The organism is Microbacterium sp. LEMMJ01 (genome assembly GCF_002114135.1).
GTDB lineage: Bacteria > Actinomycetota > Actinomycetes > Actinomycetales > Microbacteriaceae > Microbacterium.
Genome location: NZ_NCTV01000017.1, coordinates 172,965 through 190,926, shown reverse-complemented (window position 1 = coordinate 190,926; position 17,962 = coordinate 172,965). Strand labels below are relative to the sequence as shown.

General features: G+C 72.9%; 15 protein-coding genes. 9 read left to right on the top strand and 6 right to left on the bottom strand.

The features are described 5' to 3' along the window. The first annotated feature begins 43 nt into the window (after positions 1-43). Both B7W94_RS03370 and B7W94_RS03365 read left to right on the top strand, forming a co-directional pair. Positions 44-1,615, top strand: a complete 1,572-nt coding sequence (locus tag B7W94_RS03370; protein WP_025104191.1) for a S8 family peptidase — start codon at positions 44-46, stop codon at positions 1,613-1,615. Between the two features lie 48 nt (positions 1,616-1,663). Further along, positions 1,664-4,108, top strand: coding sequence for a CHAT domain-containing protein (locus tag B7W94_RS03365; RefSeq protein ID WP_085604336.1), 2,445 nt, complete (start codon positions 1,664-1,666; stop codon positions 4,106-4,108). A 256-nt stretch (positions 4,109-4,364) separates the two neighbouring features. On the opposite strand, the gene B7W94_RS03360 is transcribed toward B7W94_RS03365, so the two are convergent. Genes B7W94_RS03360 through B7W94_RS03340 form a run of 5 tightly spaced genes read right to left on the bottom strand, consistent with a single transcriptional unit; the run spans position 4,365 to position 8,925 of the window. Next, positions 4,365-5,141, bottom strand: a complete 777-nt coding sequence (locus B7W94_RS03360) for a DeoR/GlpR family DNA-binding transcription regulator (RefSeq protein ID WP_085604333.1) — start codon at positions 5,139-5,141, stop codon at positions 4,365-4,367. Further along, on the bottom strand, positions 5,138-6,070 hold the full coding sequence (locus B7W94_RS03355) for a class II fructose-bisphosphate aldolase (protein WP_085604330.1): 933 nt from the start codon (positions 6,068-6,070) through the stop codon (positions 5,138-5,140). The genes B7W94_RS03360 and B7W94_RS03355 overlap by 4 nt, the downstream gene beginning before the upstream one ends. Next, positions 6,067-7,011 carry a 1-phosphofructokinase family hexose kinase gene (locus tag B7W94_RS03350; RefSeq protein ID WP_085604327.1) on the bottom strand — a complete coding sequence of 315 codons (945 nt, stop codon included), beginning with the start codon at positions 7,009-7,011 and terminating at the stop codon, positions 6,067-6,069. The genes B7W94_RS03355 and B7W94_RS03350 overlap by 4 nt, the downstream gene beginning before the upstream one ends. After that, positions 7,008-8,000, bottom strand: coding sequence for an ROK family protein (locus tag B7W94_RS03345; protein ID WP_085604324.1), 993 nt, complete (start codon positions 7,998-8,000; stop codon positions 7,008-7,010). Before B7W94_RS03345 ends, B7W94_RS03350 begins: the two co-directional genes overlap by 4 nt. A 25-nt stretch (positions 8,001-8,025) precedes the next feature. Continuing rightward, complete coding sequence (locus tag B7W94_RS03340; RefSeq protein ID WP_085604321.1) at positions 8,026-8,925, bottom strand: SIS domain-containing protein; 900 nt, start codon at positions 8,923-8,925, stop codon at positions 8,026-8,028. Between the two features lie 282 nt (positions 8,926-9,207). Here B7W94_RS03340 and B7W94_RS03335 point away from each other — a divergent pair, with 282 nt between their 5' ends. Genes B7W94_RS03335 through B7W94_RS03325 form a run of 3 tightly spaced genes read left to right on the top strand, consistent with a single transcriptional unit; the run spans position 9,208 to position 12,384 of the window. Next, complete coding sequence (locus tag B7W94_RS03335) at positions 9,208-10,452, top strand: extracellular solute-binding protein (RefSeq protein WP_025104198.1); 1,245 nt, start codon at positions 9,208-9,210, stop codon at positions 10,450-10,452. A gap of 31 nt (positions 10,453-10,483) precedes the next feature. After that, positions 10,484-11,455 (top strand): carbohydrate ABC transporter permease, encoded by a 972-nt coding sequence (locus B7W94_RS03330; RefSeq protein ID WP_025104199.1) that lies wholly within the window; start codon positions 10,484-10,486, stop codon positions 11,453-11,455. A gap of 2 nt (positions 11,456-11,457) precedes the next feature. Further along, positions 11,458-12,384, top strand: coding sequence for a carbohydrate ABC transporter permease (locus tag B7W94_RS03325; protein WP_025104200.1), 927 nt, complete (start codon positions 11,458-11,460; stop codon positions 12,382-12,384). A 179-nt stretch (positions 12,385-12,563) separates the two neighbouring features. Here B7W94_RS03325 and B7W94_RS03320 read toward each other — a convergent pair whose 3' ends face one another. Beyond that, positions 12,564-13,727: an ROK family protein gene (locus B7W94_RS03320; RefSeq protein ID WP_085604318.1), complete on the bottom strand. Its 1,164-nt coding sequence runs from the start codon at positions 13,725-13,727 to the stop codon at positions 12,564-12,566. A 122-nt stretch (positions 13,728-13,849) separates the two neighbouring features. Here B7W94_RS03320 and B7W94_RS03315 point away from each other — a divergent pair, with 122 nt between their 5' ends. The 4 genes from B7W94_RS03315 to B7W94_RS03300 all read left to right on the top strand — a co-directional run bounded on the left by B7W94_RS03315 (position 13,850) and on the right by B7W94_RS03300 (position 17,960). Continuing rightward, a complete protein-coding gene (locus tag B7W94_RS03315) occupies positions 13,850-14,947 on the top strand; it encodes an ROK family transcriptional regulator (protein ID WP_085604315.1) in 1,098 nt (365 codons plus the stop codon). 103 nt (positions 14,948-15,050) lie between these two features. After that, on the top strand, positions 15,051-15,644 hold the full coding sequence (locus tag B7W94_RS03310) for a short chain dehydrogenase (RefSeq protein ID WP_085604312.1): 594 nt from the start codon (positions 15,051-15,053) through the stop codon (positions 15,642-15,644). Then, positions 15,644-16,186 carry a GNAT family N-acetyltransferase gene (locus B7W94_RS03305; RefSeq protein WP_085604310.1) on the top strand — a complete coding sequence of 181 codons (543 nt, stop codon included), beginning with the start codon at positions 15,644-15,646 and terminating at the stop codon, positions 16,184-16,186. Before B7W94_RS03310 ends, B7W94_RS03305 begins: the two co-directional genes overlap by 1 nt. A gap of 67 nt (positions 16,187-16,253) precedes the next feature. Further along, positions 16,254-17,960: a long-chain-fatty-acid--CoA ligase gene (locus B7W94_RS03300; protein ID WP_085604307.1), complete on the top strand. Its 1,707-nt coding sequence runs from the start codon at positions 16,254-16,256 to the stop codon at positions 17,958-17,960. The last annotated feature ends 2 nt before the right edge of the window (positions 17,961-17,962 follow it).

The window sequence follows — 17,962 nt, the reverse complement described above, 5'->3', positions numbered from 1 at the left end:
TCGCCGGCGCCGTCGCCGGCGATCCCCACGGAGAGGATGACCGATGGAGCAGCCCCAGGGATGGACCTGGCAGGACCGCGCGGAGGGATCGATCCGCCGCGGCACCGCCCTCGACCCCAGCACGGAACCGGTGGATGGGATCCGCGCGTTCCCCACCGCGTACCTGCCCGAGCGGCTGCTCATCACGCGTGCCCTCGGCGAGGAGGAGGCGTACGACCGCGAGCTGCGCGCCCTGAGGGATGCCGCGGACTCCTTCGGCTGGCGGCTGGAGCTGGAGTCGCCGGAGCGAGAGATCGGGAACGGCGAGCTCGTCCCGGGTGTCGCGGGGTTCCTGCGGGCACGCCTGACCACGCCGGATGAGCCGACCAGGGGCGAGTCCCCCGTGGCGCCCGACGCCTGGCGGGTGCTGCAGCGCGCGCGCCGACTGTCGCGCTCGACCATGCCGCGGACCAGCCTGGAGCACGTGCTCTCGATCGACCCGGTCGGACTCAACCCGTTCACCCGGACGAACCCGTTCACCCGGACGAACCCGTTCACGCGGACGAACCCCGTCCGCGGTGCCGCTCCCGGCGGAGGCGGCAGCGACGACTACCTGGAGCCCGGACGCGGGGCCCGGCAGCCGGTCACCTGGCTCGGCCCCGCTCCGGCTCGAGCAGCCGCTCCGAAGCGCGGACGACGACCGGTCGTGGCGATCCTCGACACCGGCTGCGGCGAGCACGCCTGGCTGCCGTCGGACATCGTCACCCGGCACGTCGAACTCGACGGCGTCCCCGTGGGCTTCACGGACGACGCCGACCCCGAACGCTACCCCGACCTGTACGGGCAGCTCGACGGCGAGATCGACGCGGTGGCCGGTCACGGCACCTTCATCGCGGGCCTCGTGCGTCAGGCCGCCCCGGACGCCGACATCCTCTCCATCCGCGTCGCCGGCGCGCTCGGGGTGGTCGACGAGAGCACGCTCCTGGAGACCGTGGCGCAGGTCGTGGAACTGCTGCGGCGGCACCGCGAGGATCCGACGACCGGCTTCCCGATCGACGTGCTCAACCTCTCCCTCAGCTACTACCACGAGACCCCGACCGACGGACTCTTCAGCAGGACCCTGTACGAGCTGCTCGCGAAGGCCAGGGAGCTCGGCTGCGTGGTCGTCTGCTCGGCCGGCAACGACGCGATCGATCGGCCCTCGTTCCCCGCCTCGCTGTGGCCGTGGCCCGGCGCCGACAACGGGCTGCCGTCCGACGACGGCGCTCCGCACGTGTCGGTCGGCGCCCTGAACCCGTCGGCGCACTCCGTCGCCCTGTTCTCGAACGTCGGCCCCTGGGTGCAGGTGTACGCCCCGGGCGCCGCCGTGGTCAGCACCTCGCCCGCCTTCGTCGGCGGCGCGCAGGCCGCGACCCGCGCGGACATCGACGGGCTGCCGCGCGAGACGCTCGACCCGGACGACTACCGCGGCGGCTTCGCGGTGTGGAGCGGCACCTCCTTCGCCGCTCCGTACATCGCCGGTCGGGTCGCGGCCCAGCTCGGCGCCGTCCCGGCCGCGGGGGTGAAGCCCGCCGTCGCCGGGAAGGCCGTCGCCGCCGTGCTGAAGTCCCTGCCGACGCCGCACGAGCGGCTCTGACCCCTCGCACCCTTCCGCACGACCGCTCCGGCACGGCATCCTGGACGGATGCCCCTGTCCGCGAGCGCGCTGCACCGACGCGGCGTCGAGGCGGCCAACGCCCGGCAGTTCACCCGTGCCAGGCGGGAACTGGAGAAGGCCGCCGCCCGCACCGACGACGCCGACCTCCGCGCCCGCATCGACGGGACGGCCGCCTACGTGCTCGCGCAGACCGGTGAGCCCGCGGCCGCGGAGGCGCTGTGCCGGGAGGCGCTGGCCAGGGACGGGCTGCAGGCCGAGACGGTCGCCCTCCTCGGCGGGCAGCTCGGCGCCCTCCTCATGCACGGGGGCAGGATGGAGGAGGCTGAGGCGAGCCTGACCACCGCGATCGACGCCCTGGCCGCGACCGGGACCGAGACCCCCGCCCTCGCCAACTGCCTGATGAACCGGGCGGTGGTGCGGATGCAGCGCCATCAGCTGGACACCTGCATGGCCGATCTCCGCCGTGCGATCTCGATCTACGAGGCGCACGACGAACGGGACTCGCTCGCCGAGGCCACGCACAACCTCGGCTATGCCGCACTCCTCGGCGGCGACCTCGTGTCGGCGCTGCGCCTGATGGCCGAATCCCGGCCGACGTTCGCCGCCACCAGCGCCCTCGCCACCGCCATCAGCGACCTCGACCGCGCCGAGGTGCTCCGCGACGCCGGGCTGACGACCGAGGCGGAGGCGCTGCTCGCCCGCGTGGCCGTGCAGTTCGGTGCCCAGCGGATGCGCCAGGCCCGTGGGGAGGCGGAGTTCCACCTCGCCCGCTCACTCGTCCGCCACGATCCGCGAGCCGCGGCGCGGGCGGCGAGGACGGCCGCCCGCCGCTTCACCGCCCTCGGCAGCAGCGGCTGGGCGGCCCGCGCCGCGGCGGTGGAGCTGGAAGCCCGACAGCGGATCCGGCCCGATCGCCCCCTCGACGCCGCCGCGTGGGAGCAGGTGGCGCAGGAGCTCGACCGGAGCGGCTTCCGCACCGAGGCCACGGCCCTGCGGCTGACCGCCCGCCGTGACGGCACCGGCCGCCTCCCCCGCATCCCCGCCTCGGCCCCGACGCCGCTCCGACTCCGCGCGCAGGAGGTCCGCGCCGCCCGCGCCGCCGGGCGCGGTCGCGACGGGGACGCGCTGCGCGCCGCCGCCACCGGGCTCGACCTGCTGTCGGCATGGCAGCGCTCGTTCGGCGCCCTCGACCTGCAGGCCTCCGTCGCCATGCACGCCAGCGACCTCGTGTTCACGGGACTCGCAGCAGCCGTCCGCCGTCGCGACCCGGCGACGCTCTTCGAGTGGTCCGAGCGCGCCCGGCACCTCAGTCAGCAGGTCGCCCCGGTCCGCCCCCCGCACGACGACGCCCTCGCCGCCGACCTCGCCGAGCTCCGGATGCTGCGTGCCGACCTCGCGGGGGCGGACTGGACGACCGACCCCACCGTCCGCGCGCTCCGCGACCGGGTGCGCGAGCGGCAGTGGTCGGCCACCGGCTCCGGAGCGACGAGGGAGCGCCGAACACTGGCGGAGACCACCGCGCTCCTCTCCGCCGATACCGCGGCGCTCGCCTTCGTGTTCACCGGCACCGGACTGCACGGGGTCGCGGTGCAGGCGGACGGCGCGACCCTCGTCGACCTGTCCTGGCCGCGAGTGCGGGCCGCTCTCGACGGCCTGCGCGCCGACCTCGACATGGCCGCTCTCACCCGGGACGGCGCGATGGGGCCGGTGACCGCGCGCGCTCTGACGGCGCGACTCGCTGTCCTCGACGACGAGCTGCTCGGGCCGATGCGCCGGGCCGCCGCGGGCGCCGCGCGGTTCGTGATCACCGTTCCCGGAATCCTCGGCGGGGTGCCGTGGGCCATGCTCCCCGGCATGCACGGCGTGCCGTTCACCCTTGCGACCTCGGTCTCGCGCTGGCTCGACGGGGAGGCCTCGGCTTCCTCAGCCCCAAGCGTCGGGTTCGCGGCGGGACCGCGCGTGCCGCGGGCGGCGGAAGAAGTCCAGCGCGCGGCGGAGTCGTGGGCGGGACAGGGAACGACCCGGATGCTGCAGGACTCGACCGCGACCGTGAGCGCCGTCACCGCGCTGGCGGCCTCCGTCGACGTGCTCCACATCGCCGCGCACGGGCGTCACGCGGTCGACAATCCGCTGTTCTCCGGGTTCGAACTCGCCGACGGCGTGCTCTTCGGCTACGACGTCGACCTCATCGCCCGGGTGCCGCGGACCGTGATCCTCTCGGCGTGCGAGCTGGGTCGGTCCTCCGTGCGCTGGGGCGAGGAGGCCCTGGGCATGACGCGCGTGTGGTTGCACGCGGGCGCGGAGGCGGTGATCGCGGCTCCCGTCACGGTGCCGGACGACGACGCGTGCGAGCTCCTGACCGCGGTCCACGAGGGCCTCGCCGGCGGCGCGTCCCCCGCCGACGCCCTGGCGAGCGCCGCGCTCAGGACGGGGGTTTCCGCCCCGTTCCAGTGTCACGGCAACGGATTCTGACTTTTTTCCCGGATCGGGGTATCAGAATCGCACCCGCCTTCTCCTGTTCTTCGGAAGGTGTCGAGCGAATGGCCTCGAAGGGAGAGGCACGAGGGAGGCGCCGTCGGTTCTGGGGAAACGCCGCTGGGGAGCGGGAAGACGAGACGGACACCATCTGCTCCGGGAGCGTCGCGGTATGCAGCCGCGATGCTCCCGCAGGGCCTCGGCGATCTGGGGACGCCGAGGCCCTCGGGGCGTCCGCGTGCGGCCGGAGGCCTCAGGCGAGGAGGACCGTGTAGCCCGCAGCGCGCAGCGCGTCGACGGCGGCCCCGTCGGCCCCTCGATCCGTGATGACCGTGGCGAAGAGCTCCGGCCCGCCGACGGTGGAGAAGGCCTCGGCCCCGAGCTTGCTGCCGTCGGTCACGACGACCGCCCGCCGCGCCCGCTCCGCCATCATCCGGTTCACCGCCGCCTCGCGCTCGTCCTGCGTGGTCGCCCCGGCTGCCGCGTCCATCCCGTTCACGCCGATGAACGCGATGTCCAGCCGCACCCCGCGGAGGAGCTGCTCGACGAACGGGCCGACGAGCTCGTAGGTGCGCGAGTGGATGACCCCGCCCGTGACGACCACCTTCATCTCCGGCCGGGTGGCGAGCTGGGCGGCGATGTTCACGGCATTGGTGACCACCGTGATCCCGCCCTCCGCCGCCAGGTCCTCGCGGGCGGCGAGCGCGGCCGCGATGGCGGTGGTCGTCGTGCCGCCGGAGAGGCCGACCACCATGCCGGGGGTGACGAGCGCCGCCGCGGTCTGCGCGATGCTCTCCTTCTCGTGCGTGCGGAGATGGCTCTTGTAGCGGAGCGGCAGTTCATAGGCGACGGTCTGGGCCACGGCACCGCCGTGCGTGCGAGTGAGCAGCCGCTGCTCGGCGAGGGAGTCGAGGTCGCGGCGGGTGGTGGCCGGCGAGGCCCCGAACCGCTCCACCAGCTCCTCCACCGTCACCTCCCCGTCCGCCGCGAGGAGGTCGAGGATCGCGTGCAGTCGGGCCGCGCGCTTCACCGGTCGTCGTTTCGCGTCGAGGTCGCAGCCGTGCCGGGAACCTCTGCGACCGGAGCGGGATTCTGCGACGGCAGCAGGGCGAACAGTCGCAGCATCCGGGCGGCTTCGTCCGCGAGGGCGGCGCGGGCGGGAGCGAGGTACTTGCGGGAGTCGACGAGACGCTCGTCGGCGGCGAGCACCTCGCGGACCGCGCGGGTGAAGAAGCCGTTGAGGTGGGTGGAGACGTTGACCTTCGTCATCCCGGCGCGCACGGCATCGGCGATCACGGCGTCGGCCACTCCGGACGAGCCGTGCAGCACCAGGGGCACGTCGGTCCCGTCCGCGGCGGCGCCACGCAGAGCCGCACGCAGGCGGGCGATGAGGTCGAGGTCGAGGGAGGCGGTGCGGTCGGTCATGGCGTGCGACGACCCCACGGCCACGGCGAGGGCGTCCACGCCGGTGGCGGCCACGAACGCCCGCGCCTCGTCCGGATCGGTGCGCACCCCGGGGGCGTGGGCGCCGTCCTTCCCGCCCACCTCGCCGAGCTCGCCCTCCACGTACACCCCCGCCGCGCGGGCCCGGGCGGCGACCTCGGCGGTGACCTCCACGTTCTCGTCGTAGGGCAGCGCGCCGCCGTCGAACATGACCGAGCCGAAGCCGAGGGCCACGGCCTCATCGACGAGGTCCGGTCGCTCCGCGTGATCGAGGTGCACCGCCACCGGGGTCTCCGCGCGTCGTGCCGCGGCGAGCGTCGCGAGGGCGATCGGCTCCAGACCGCCGTGGTAGTCGGCGCAGTTCTGCGAGATCTGCAGGATCACGGGGAGCTGTGCGAGCGCGGAGGCCCGGACGAGGCCCTCTGCGGTCTCCAGGTGGATGACGTTGAACGCGCCGATGCCGGTGCCGGCGGTGGCAGCCGCGGAGACGAGTTCCCGAGCGGAGACGAGGGTCACGAAGGGTCCTTCCGGAAGGAGGCGGGGTCGGGGCGGGAGACGCGAAGCTGCTCCTCGAGCGCGCGCCAGCGGGGGGAGATGTCGCCGGCGAGCGGCATGAGGACGGCGGCTGCCGACCACGCGGTCGCGCGACGGAGGATGACCTCGGGGTCGCGCTCGCCCTCCGCGGTGAGCACGGCGCAGGCCGCGACCGCGGCGTCTCCGGCGCCGGTCGGGTTGCCGGAGAGCGGCTCGTCGAGTCGGGCGTGCAGGAGATCGGTCGCGGTGACCGCGAGCATGCCGTCGGCACCGAGCGACAGGAGCACGAGCTCGGCACCGCGGGCCAGCAGCGAGCGCGCGCCCTCGACGGGGTCGGCGATCCCGGTGGCCTCGGCGAGCTCCGCGGCGTTGGGCTTGAGCACGGTCGCCCCGGCGTCGGCGGCGCGCAGGAGGGCCGGGCCGGAGGTGTCGACGATCACCGGGACGCGGGCGTCCGCACCCACCGCGACGAGCATCGGCACGAGCGACTCCGGCGCCCCGGGCGGAAGGCTCCCTGAGACGACGAGGACCGCGGCGCCGGGAAGCCGGTCGACGACCTCCGCAAGAAGCCCGCCCCACTCGGCATCGGTCGGGTTCACCCCTCGCTCGTTGACGATCGTGGTGTCGCCCGCGGCCTCGTCGACGAGGGCGATGCTGCGACGCGTGTCGGCCGCGACGGGCACGAGCACATGGGGCACCCCGCTGGCCGTGAGCTCCGCGGCGAACTCCGCGCCGACCGGACCGCCGGCCGTGGTCAGCGCGAGGACGGAGGCCCCCTCGGCGTGTGCGACCCTGGCGACGTTGAGGCCCTTGCCGCCGGCGCGGGACGCCCCGGTCTCGGCGCGGTGGGTCCCGCCGGCCACGAGCCGATCGACCTGCCAGGTGAGGTCGAGCGCGGGGTTCGGGGTGACGGTGAGGATCATGCGAGCTCCCTGGCACGGAGGGCGGCGCCGATCAGGCCCGCGTTGCCGGACAGCTCGGCGGGGACGAGCGCGGGGAGGCGGTGGAAGCTGAGGCGGGCGGCGAGGCGGGTGCGCAGCTCGTCGAAGAGCGCGCCGCCCGCCCGCGACAGTCCGCCGCCGATCACCACGGCCTCGGGGGCGACCACGGCGGTCAGCTGCGCGAGCGACAGGGTCAGCGCGTCCAGGGCCGAGTCCCAGATGTCGGCGGCGACCCGATCCCCGGCGGCCGCTCGGGCGATGACGTCCTTGGCGCCGTCCGGGGTCGTCCCCGTGGCCTCCCGGTAGCGGCGCGCGATGGCGCCCGCCGAGGCGACGGCCTCCAGACAGCCGCGGGCACCGCACGGGCACACCGGTCCGTCGGCGATCGGCGAGTGCCCGATCTCGCCGGCGTAGCCCCCGGCCGTGTAGGGGCGGCCGCCGACGAGCAGGGCGCCGGCGATGCCGGTGCCGATCACGAGGATCACCGCGTCGTCGTAGGCCCGCGCGCCGCCCAGCTCGTGCTCCGCCCAGCTCGCGGCGCGCACGTCGTGGTCGAACGCGACGGGGAGGCCGAGACGCTCCGCGGCGAGCGCGCGCAGCGGCGCGTCCCGCCAGCCCATGTTGCTCGCGAACACGCCGACCCCTGCCGCGGCGTCGACGATTCCCGGCACCACGAGCCCGGCGGCGCGGGGCACCACGTCGGGATGCTCGTCGCTGAGCTGCGCGGCGAGCACCTGCAGCCGGTCGAGCAGCGCGGGGGTGCGGTCGCCGTCGGCCGTGGGAGTCGGCGTGCGGCGGAGGCCGAGCGCCCGTCCTTCCGCGTCGAACAGCGCCGACTTGATGTCCGTCCCGCCGACGTCGAAGGCCAGGACGGGCGACCCGGCGCCGAGCGTGCGCACCGCGGCGAGCTTCTCGCCGGCCTCGTCCCTCGCGACGTCGGGGATCGCGTCCGCGGCGTCGTTCGGGGTCATCGCTCGGCTCCGGGGATCGCTGGCGTCATGCATCCAGGATGACGGATCGCGTGAGGTTGCGCGGCTGGTCGGGGTCGAGCCCGCGGGCCACGGCACGGTCGAGGGCCGTCCGGTGCAGGCGCACGAGGTCGGCGAGCGGGTCGATAGCCCGGTGCTCGAAACGGGCGCCCGTGGCGCGCACCTCCGCGGCCAGGCCTTCCGGTGCCTCTCCGAACTGCCACGTCACCCGGCCCGGCGCGGCGATGGCGATCGGACCGTGACGGTAGTCCATCGACGGGTACGCCTCGGTCCACGACTGCGAGGACTCGCGCAGCTTCAGGGCGGCCTCGTGGGCCAGGCCGATCGTCCAGCCCCGCCCGAGGAACGTGTACTGCTCGGCGTCGCGCAGCTCGGTGTCGTCGCCCTCCTCGGCGAGCACGGCGGTGGCGTCGGCGATGGCTCCGGAGAGGTCTTCGCCCAGCGACGCGCGGAAGAGGGCAAGCGCGGTCGTGGCGAAGCGCGTCTGCACGACCGACTGCTCGTCGGCGAACGGCAGCAGCACCGCGTCGTCGACGAGCGAGACGAGCGGGGAGTCGGGGTCGCCGATCACGCCGATCGTGCGGGTGCGCGCCTTGATGCGGTCGACGAGTTCCAGCACCTCGGTCGTGGTGCCGGAGCGGGTGAGGGCGACGACCGCGTCGTAGCCGCGGTCGATGAAGGCCTCGGACGCCGCGAAGGCATCGGTCTCGCCATGGCCGGACGATTCGCGCAGCGCGGCGTACGACTGGGCCATGAACCACGAGGTGCCGCAGCCGACGACCGCGACCCGTGCCCCGCGGGTCGGCAGGAGGGCCTGCTCGGCGGTGAGCTCGGCGGCGGTGGCCCACATCTGCGGCTGGGAGCGGAGCTCTTCGCGCATGTGCGCGCCGGGCAGCGAATCGGTCATGAGGAGGCCTTTCGGACGAGTTGTTGCGTACTTGTGATTGTTTCGGGCGTGATCCGATCATAGTATTTCGTCCCAAGAGAGCAACATCTTGATTTGTTTGTTTGCCTGACAAATAATCGGGACGAGTTCCCCCGAGCCCCCGCTCGGACGATCGCGACCACCTCGGCGGCGTGATCAACACGCACCGTCGCGTGGAGTGTTCTGCGACTGTGCACCACCCCCCTCTCCGGAGAGCGGATCCCGCCCGCTGGAGCAGCACCCACAGTGAGGAATGCAATGCCCATGAACAAGTCACGGCGATACGGGGCCGCAGCGGTCGCGGCCGTCGCCACGCTGTCGCTCGCATCCTGCGGTTTCGGTGGATCGGGAGGAGACAGCGGCGGCGGCGACGACGCCAGCACGCTCGACCTGCTCGTCCCCAGCTACTCCGACGCCACGAAGGGTCTCTGGGAAGACGTCATCGACGGTTTCACGAAGGACAACCCCGACATCACCGTCAACCTCGAGGTGCAGTCGTGGGACAACCTCGAGAAGGTCATCTCCACGAAGGTCCAGGCCGGCGAGGCGCCCGACATCTACAACGGCGGCCCCTTCGCGGGCTTCGTCGAGGACGAGCTGCTCTACCCGGTCGAGGAGGTCGTGTCGGACGACGTCTACTCCGACTTCCAGGACTCCTTCCTCGCCAACGCCGAGGTCGACGGCACCGCCTACGCCCTGCCGATGATCGCCTCCGCGCGTGCCCTGTTCGTCAACAACGACCTCCTGTCCCAGGCGGGCGTCGAGGCGCCGACCGACTGGGACTCCCTGCTCGACGCGGCGACCAAGGTGTCCGGGCTCGGCGGCGGTGTCGCGGGCTACGGCATGCCGCTCGGCTCGGAGGAGGCGCAGGCCGAGGCCGCCGTCTGGCTCTGGGGCGGCGGTGGATCCTTCGGCGACGCGTCGGAGATCACCATCGACACCCCGGAGAACCTCGTCGGCGCCGAGCAGATCAAGAAGATGATCGACGCCGGGGCGACCCAGGCCGACCCCGGCTCCACGCAGCGCTCCCCGCTGATGGACATCTTCATCCAGGGCAAGATCGGCATGCAGGTCGGCCTGCCGCCGACGGTCGGCCAGATCGCCGACAACAACCCGGACCTCGACTACTCGATCGTCCCGATCCCGACCGAGGACGGCTCGCCGTTCACCCTCGGCGTCATGGACCAGCTCATGGCGTTCGAGAACGACGGCGACAAGCAGGAGGCGATCACGAAGTTCCTCGACTACTTCTACTCGCCCGAGGTCTACGTGCCGTGGGTGCAGGCGGAGGGCTTCCTCCCCGTCACGAAGTCCGGCGCCGAGGAGCTGTCCGGCGAGGAGGCCCTCAAGCCGTTCCTCGACGTGCTGCCCGACGCGCAGTTCTACCCGTCGACCAACCCGAAGTGGTCGGCCGCGGACGGCGCCTTCAAGTCGCTGTTCGGACAGATCCAGGATCAGCCGGCCGCCGATGTGCTGAAGCAGATCCAGGACCAGGTGGACGCGGGCTGACCCGCGGAACGGAGAGGTTCGGGAATCCCCCATGAGCCAGACGACAGAATCCTCGAACCTCGCGGGGGCGGCCACCGGCCGCCCCCGCACCCCGGACGCCGGGACGGCCGTGCGCGGTCGCCCCGGCGGGCGGGACCTCCTGCAGGCGCTGCCGTGGATCGCCCCCGCGCTGGTGCTCATCATCGGCGTGGTGCTGTTCCCCGCCGGCGTCATGTTCTTCAACTCCACCCGCGACATCTCGCTGTCGGGCCTGGACAAGGGCTCGGTCGGCTTCGACAACTTCGTGACCGTCTTCACGTTCCCGGAGTTCTGGCCGATCTTCGTCCGCACGATCGTGTGGGTCGTGTCGGTCGTGCTGTTCACGGTCGTCATCTCGCTCGGACTCGCGCAGATCCTCAACAAGGCGTTCCCGGGTCGCCAGCTCGTGCGGATGGCGGTCATCGTGCCGTGGGCCGCGTCCGTGGTGATGACCACGATGGTCTTCTACTACAGCCTCGAGCCGTACTTCGGGGTCTTCAACAAGTTCCTCTACGACATCGGGCTCTCCGACGACGCGGTGGGCTACGGCTGGACGAAGAACCCGACGACGGCGTTCGCCTGGTCCATCGTCATCGCGGTGTTCGTGTCGCTGCCCTTCACGACCTACACGATCCTCGCGGGGCTGCAGTCCGTCCCCGCCGATGCGATCGAGGCCGCCAAGATGGACGGCGCCGGAGCGGCCCGCACCTACTGGTCGATCGTCCTGCCGCAGCTGCGGAGCGCCCTCGCCGTGGCGATCCTCATCAACATCATCAACGTCTTCAACTCGCTGCCGATCCTCAAGGTGATGACCGGGTCGATCCCGGGCTACGGCGCCGACACGATCATGACGCTCATCTTCAAGTACATCGAGCTGCAGAAGAAGGTCGACGTCGCGAGCGCCCTGTCGGTCGTGGCCTTCCTCATCGTGATCGCGATCGTCGCGGCCTACGTCAAGATCGTCAAGCCCATGAAGGAGGTCTGATCATGACCGTGACCGAGACCGCCCTCGTGACCACCGCCGACTCCCGCGGACGACGCACCCCGCCGATCCCCGGCCGCCGGCGCCGCTACACCGCGGATCAGGTGACGCTGCCCCGGGTGATCCTGCGCACCGCCGCCGGGTTCCTCGTGCTCGCCATCTTCGTGCTGCCGTACCTCATCATGTTCTTCGGATCGGTGAAGACGAAGGCGCAGATCCGCTCGGTCGACCCGACCTACCTCCCGGTGGAGTGGCACTGGGAGAACTACCTCACGATGTGGTCGACGCCCGAGACGCCGCTGCCGTACAACCTCGTCTCGACCATCGTCATCTCCGTGTTCGCGACGCTCCTGGTGCTGCTCGTGTCGCTCCCGGCGGCCTACTACACGGCCCGGTTCCGGTTCCCCGGCCGCATGGTGTTCCTGTTCCTCGTGATCGTGACGCAGATGCTGCAGCCGGCGGTGCTCACGTCGGGCCTGTTCCGGCAGTTCACCGTCCTCGGCCTCGGCGACACCTGGACCGCGATGATCTTCATCAACGCGGCCTTCAACCTGTCGTTCGCCGTGTGGATCATGCACTCGTTCTTCGCCGGCATCCCCAAGGAGGTCGACGAGGCGGCGCAGATCGACGGTGCCGGGCGCCTCACTGTCCTGTTCCGGATCAACCTCCCGCTCGTCTGGCCGGGCATCGTCACCGCGATCGTGTTCACGTTCGTGGCCTGCTGGAACGAGTTCGCTGCCTCGCTGGTGATCCTGTCGACGGACAAGAACCAGCCGCTGTCGGTCGCGCTCACGAAGTTCGTCGGTCAGTACGAGACGAGCTGGCAGTACGTGTTCGGCGTCTCGATCGTCGCGATCCTGCCCGTCATCATCCTCTTCATGCTCATCGAGAAGCGTCTCGTCGGCGGCCTCACCGCCGGCAGCGTGAAGTAGCCCGTCCCGGTTCCCGCCCACCCCCGGGTTCCCGTCCACCCCCCGGGTTCCCGTCCGGCGCCCCTGCACGACCGCGGCGCGCGGGCAGGGGTTCCGGGCGGATCCGGTCGTGCGCCCGTACCCGGATCGTGCCGCCGGAACATCCGACGGGAGTGGTCAGGGGCGGGTCGGGGGCGGGATCAGGGGCGGGGGCCGCCGGCGCGGAGCTGCTCGGGGCTCCATCGCACGCCGAGGACGGCGGTGAGGGCGGCCTGCGCGGGGCCGGCGGAGGGGGCCACGCGCGGGTCGGCGTACCGGATCGGGATGTCAGCGGTGCCGCGCGCGGGGTAGCCGCTCTCGGCCCGCACCCGCTCCAGGAACCGGGGGCCGAGCTCCGTCGCGGGGCCGCCGATGACGACCTCGATCGGATCGAGCAGCGCCCCGATGAGCTTGATGGCGCGGGCCAGCGCCCGCGCCCCGTCGTCGATCAGCGTCTGATCCGCCCGGGCGACGAGGGCACGGACCGCCGACGCGTCCAGGGCGTCCGAGAACTCCTCGCCGAGCATCGGTCCCATCGCGGCCGCCGACTCCAGGCAGCCGCGCCGCCCGCAGCGGCACGGGCGGGCGGCATCGCCGAACACCACCTGCACGTGCCCGATCTCCCCGGCACGGTCGCGGGGTCCGGGCGCGAGCTCCCCGTCGAGGGTGACCGCGGCGCCGATGCCCCCGCCGCTGTGGATGAACAGGCGGTAGCCCGAGGGGGCGGCGTCCAGCCCGGCCTCCGCGATGGCCTCGGCGTCGACGTCGTTGACGAGGAGGACCGGGACGCCCGCGATGCTCTCGAAGCGCTCCGCCAGCGGCACCTCGTGCCACTCCAGTTGCACGCTCTCCAGCACGGTGCGCCCGTCCGTCGTCCCCGGGACCTGCACACCGACCGCGAGCAGCCGCGACCCGGTTGCGGCGACGACCTCCGCGACCGTCTCGTCGAGGACCCGGTCCCGGGTCTGCATCGTGTAGGAGATGCTGCGTCGTTCGACCTCGGAGCCGTCGAGGGCGACGAGCGCCAGGTACGCGCTGGTCGGCTGCACGACGAGCACGAGGATCAGGTGGTGCTCCGCGTCGATGCTGAGCGTGGTCGCGCGCTTGCCCCCCGTGCTCACCGCCTGCTCACCCTCCGCGATCAAGCGGTTCTCGATGAGCTCGGCGACGAGGGACGACGCGGTCGCCGCCGTGAGGCCGGTCGCCCGCGCGATGCCGGCGCGGGTCTGCGAACCGGAGGCCTGGAAGACGAGCTGGAGCGCCCGTCGCAGGTTCGCTCGCCGAACCGCCGCCTGGGTGTCCAGCGCGTCGTCGTGGGTGAACATCTGCGGGTTCCTTCTCGGGGCCGAGGTCCGTCGATTGACAGCGCGCGTACCGCTCCGTACGCTCGGTCCGTTAGTTTATTCATTGAACTTAGTCAGCCCGAGCGTCGATCGGGAGGAGCATCGTGCGCTACCCCCAGATCCTAGAGCGCCCCGCGGATCGGGCACGAGCCGCGCAGCCACCGGGCAACGGTCACGCCCGCGGTATCCGGGAGCGGAACCGCGCCCTCGTCCTCCGCACCCTCATGGAGCAGTCCGCCCTGAGTCGCGCCGATCTGTCCCGGCTCACCGGCCTCGCCCGCCCCACCGTCTCCGAGGTCGTGCGCGACCTGCTCGCCGACGGTGTGATCCGGGAGAGCGGACCCAGCCAGGAGTCCCGGCCGGGGAAGCCCGCCGTGATGCTCGAGTTCGACCAGCGTGCCGTCCAGGTCATCGCACTCGACCTCTCCGCACCCGACGACATCGTCGGCGCACTGGCCTCGCCGGACGGCCGCATCGCGCACCGCCTCCGCCGGCCGCGCACCCCGGACGCCGCCGCCGCCATCGCCGGTCTCGTCGCCGAGCTGCGGGCCCTCGCCGACGGTCCCGCGCTCGGCATCGGCATCGGCGTGCCCACCGGCTCCTCCGCGCTGCTCGGTCTCGGCCCTCGACTCGCGGACGTCCTCGACGCGCCCGTCCACCTGTTCGACGACGCCGATCTCGTGGCCGACGCCGCGCAGCGGTTCGCCTCCGTCGGCACCGACTTCCTGCTCGTCCGCATCGGCGCCCGCATCGGCACCGCGATCCGCGTCGTCGGCGACGACGGCGCCCCGGTGGAACGCTCCATCGGCGCCCGCGAGCTCGCGCACGTCGGTGCGGGTGGCGACCCCGGTGAGCTGTGCCTGTGCGGCCGCGACGGCTGCGTCCACGCGTGGGCGGCGGCTCCCGCGATCGCCCGGCGCCTGGAGACCCCGGGCGCAGACCACGCGACGGTGCTCACCGCCGCCGGCGCCCGGCTCGGTACGTCGCTCTCGGTCATCGCCGCCGCCGTCGACCTGCCCACGATCGTCCTGAGCGGTCCGGACGGGATCGTCTCCCCGGAGTTCGTGGACGCGACGGCCGCCGCGGTCCGTGCCGCCTCGCACCCCTCCCTCGGACCGACCGTGGTGCCGAGCGCGCTCGACGACGCCGTCCTGCTGGGCGCGGCGACCCGCGTGGTGGCCGCCGAGTTCAGCCCGCGCTGACGGACGCGCCCGTCATCCGTCCCCTCCCGCCCGGAAGGGATGGGAGACTCGATCCCGCGAGGCGGCCGTCCGTCGTCTCGATCCGTCCTGGGAGGGAATCCGCATGAAGGTACTCGTGATCGGCGCGACCGGCAGCATCGGCGGGGTGGTCGCCGCCACCCTCGACGTGCGGGGACACGAGGTCGTGCGGGCGTCCCGCTCCGGCGAGCAGAACGTGGACGTGACCGACCCCGCCTCCATCCGCAGCCTCTTCGAGCGGGTCGGCCCGGTCGACGCCGTCGTGGTCGCCGTGGGCTCCGTGCCCTTCAAGCCGTTCACCGATCTCGACCGCGACGACTATCTCGCCGCCTTCACCGGGAAGACCCTCGCGCAGCTCGACGTCGTGCGGGTCGCCCTCGACCACGTGACCGACGGCGGCTCCATCACCCTCACCAGCGGCGTGCTCGCGCGGGAGCCGATCGCGACGGGAGCGGCGGCGGCGATGGCCAACGGCGCCCTGGAGTCGTTCGTGATCACGGCGGCGGCCGAGGCCCCGCGGGGGATCCGCATCAATGCGGTCTCCCCCGACGTGCTGGCGAACTCCCCCGGGTACTTCTCGACCTTCCCCGGCCACCGCCCTGTCACCGACGACGAGGTCGGCCAAGCGTACGTGCGTGCGGTCGAGGGCATCGTCTCGGGGCGGGTGCTCCCCGTCTGATGGCGCTCTCCCTCACTCCCGTCCCCACCCTGACCACCGAGCGGCTGGACCTCGTGCCGCTCGGACCGGAGCATCTCGACGGCACCTGGGCGGCCCTGCAGGAGCCCGAGGTGCTGCGGCTGACCGGCACCCACGCGCGCTTCACCCGCGAGGGCGTCGAGACCTGGCTCCGGTCGCTCGCCGACCGGGACGACCGGGCGGATTGGGCGATCCTCCGTCGCGACGACGGCGCGCACATCGGCGAGGTGGTCCTCAGCGACCTGGACGAGGACAACGGCTCGGCCGGTTTCCGCATCGCCCTCGCCGGCCCGCGGTGGTTCGGCGCCGGATACGGGATCGAGGCGACGCGCGCGGTCATCCGGCACGCCTTCGACACCGTGGGACTGCATCGCGTGGAGCTCGAGGTGTACGCGTTCAACCCTCGGGCGCAGCGCGCCTACGAGAAGGCCGGGTTCGTCGTCGAGGGCCGGCGTCGGGAGGCGCTGCGCTGGGACGGCGAGTGGGTCGACGCCCTCGTCATGGGCGTCCTCGCGGACGGGTGACTGCACGCCGAGCGGTGGTGAGCGCAAGGGGGAGACGGAGCACAGGTCCGTGTCGGAAGATGAGGGCATGACCGACGCGCCGCTGTCTTCCCGTCCCTGGCTCCGCTCCTATGCCGAGGGCGTGCCGGCCGACATCGACGAGCCGACGCAGACCCTGCCGCAGATGCTGGCCGCCAGCGTCCGGCGGTATGCGCGCCGCCCCGCCCTCGAGTTCTTCGGCGCCGTGACCACCTACCGGGAGCTCGGCGAGCAGATCGACCGCGCCGCGGAGGGACTCCGCCACCTCGGGGTCACGAAGGGCGACCGGGTCGCGCTGGTGCTGCCGAACTGCCCGCAGCACGTCGTCGCGTTCTACGCGGTCCTGCGTCTCGGCGCGATCGTCGTCGAGCACAACCCGCTCTACACCGCGCGGGAGCTGCGCCACCAGTTCGAGGACCACGGGGCCCGCGTCGCGATCGTGTGGGACAAGGTCGCCGACACCGTCGCGGGGTTCCCCGACGACCTCCGGGTCGGCCACATCGTGAGCGTCGACCTCACGGCGGCGATGCCCCTGTCGAAGCGCCTCCTCCTGCGACTCCCCGTCCCGAAGGCCCGGGCATCGCGGGCGAAGCTGACCGGCACGCCACGCGCGCGGCACCTGACGCCGTGGAAGAAGCTCGTGTCGCACCGGCGGCTCCCCCGCCGCACCCCCGGGCCGTCGCTGGGCGACACCGCCGTCCTGCAGTACACGAGCGGGACGACCGGGGTCCCCAAGGGCGCCATCCTCACCCATGCGAATCTGCGGGCCAACGCGATGCAGGGGCGGGCCTGGGTGCCCGGACTCCGCGACGGCGAGGAGACCTTCTACGCCGTGCTTCCGCTCTTCCACGCCTACGGACTCACCCTGTGCCTCACGTTCGCGTTGAGCATCGGGGCGAAGGTGGTGCTGTTCCCGGCCTTCGATGTGAGCCTGGTCACGGACGCCGCCCGCACGAGCCCGCCGACCTTCCTCCCCGCCGTCCCGCCCATCTACGACCAGCTGGCCCGCGCGGCCGGCCGCGGCACAGTCGACCTCTCGACGGTGCGGTTCGCGATCTCCGGGGCCATGAGCCTCCCCGTGGCGACGGTGCGACGCTGGGAGGAGGCCACCGGGGGACTGCTCGTCGAGGGGTACGGGATGACCGAGGCCTCCCCGGTCGCGCTCGGCAACCCGATGGGTCCGACGCGGCGCCCCGGCACCGTCGGCGTCCCGTTCCCGAGCACGGAGATCCGTGTCGTCGACCCCGACGACCCCAATGTCGACGTGCCCACGGGCGAGCCCGGTGAGCTGCTGCTGCGCGGACCGCAGGTCTTCCAGGGGTACTGGGGGCGCCCCGGCGAGACGGCCGAGACCCTGCTGCCGGACGGCTGGCTCCGCACCGGCGACATCGCCGAGGTCTCTCCCGACGGGTTCGTCACCATCGTCGACCGCCGGAAGGAGCTCATCATCACCGGCGGCTTCAACGTCGCGCCCAGCGAGGTGGAGAGCGCGCTGGAAGCCCACCCGGACGTCGTCGCCGCCGCCGTCGTGGGGCTCCCTCGGGCGAGCGGCGGCGAGGAGGTCGCCGCGGCAGTGGTGCTCCGCGAGGGCGCGGCGGCGGACATGGACGGGCTCCGCGACTTCTGCCGCACCCACCTGACCGCCTACAAGGTGCCGCGCCGGATCACCGCCGTCGACGACCTCCCCCGGTCGCTCATCGGCAAGGTGATGCGGCGCGAGGTGCGCGACCGGCTGCTCGCCGAGCGCGGGGCCTGACG

Excerpts from the sequence above, each read along its gene's own strand:
- B7W94_RS03320 (WP_085604318.1), bottom strand. The coding sequence starts at position 13,727 with ATGTTCACCCACGACGACGCGCTGGACACCCAGGCGGCGGTTCGGCGA.
- B7W94_RS03310 (WP_085604312.1), top strand. The coding sequence starts at position 15,051 with ATGAAGGTACTCGTGATCGGCGCGACCGGCAGCATCGGCGGGGTGGTC.
- B7W94_RS03345 (WP_085604324.1), bottom strand. The coding sequence starts at position 8,000 with ATGACCCCGAACGACGCCGCGGACGCGATCCCCGACGTCGCGAGGGAC.
- B7W94_RS03335 (WP_025104198.1), top strand. The coding sequence starts at position 9,208 with ATGAACAAGTCACGGCGATACGGGGCCGCAGCGGTCGCGGCCGTCGCC.
- B7W94_RS03330 (WP_025104199.1), top strand. The coding sequence starts at position 10,484 with ATGAGCCAGACGACAGAATCCTCGAACCTCGCGGGGGCGGCCACCGGC.
- B7W94_RS03350 (WP_085604327.1), bottom strand. The coding sequence starts at position 7,011 with ATGATCCTCACCGTCACCCCGAACCCCGCGCTCGACCTCACCTGGCAG.
- B7W94_RS03300 (WP_085604307.1), top strand. The coding sequence starts at position 16,254 with ATGACCGACGCGCCGCTGTCTTCCCGTCCCTGGCTCCGCTCCTATGCC.
- B7W94_RS03365 (WP_085604336.1), top strand. The coding sequence starts at position 1,664 with ATGCCCCTGTCCGCGAGCGCGCTGCACCGACGCGGCGTCGAGGCGGCC.
- B7W94_RS03370 (WP_025104191.1), top strand. The coding sequence starts at position 44 with ATGGAGCAGCCCCAGGGATGGACCTGGCAGGACCGCGCGGAGGGATCG.
- B7W94_RS03340 (WP_085604321.1), bottom strand. The coding sequence starts at position 8,925 with ATGACCGATTCGCTGCCCGGCGCGCACATGCGCGAAGAGCTCCGCTCC.
- B7W94_RS03325 (WP_025104200.1), top strand. The coding sequence starts at position 11,458 with ATGACCGTGACCGAGACCGCCCTCGTGACCACCGCCGACTCCCGCGGA.
- B7W94_RS03305 (WP_085604310.1), top strand. The coding sequence starts at position 15,644 with ATGGCGCTCTCCCTCACTCCCGTCCCCACCCTGACCACCGAGCGGCTG.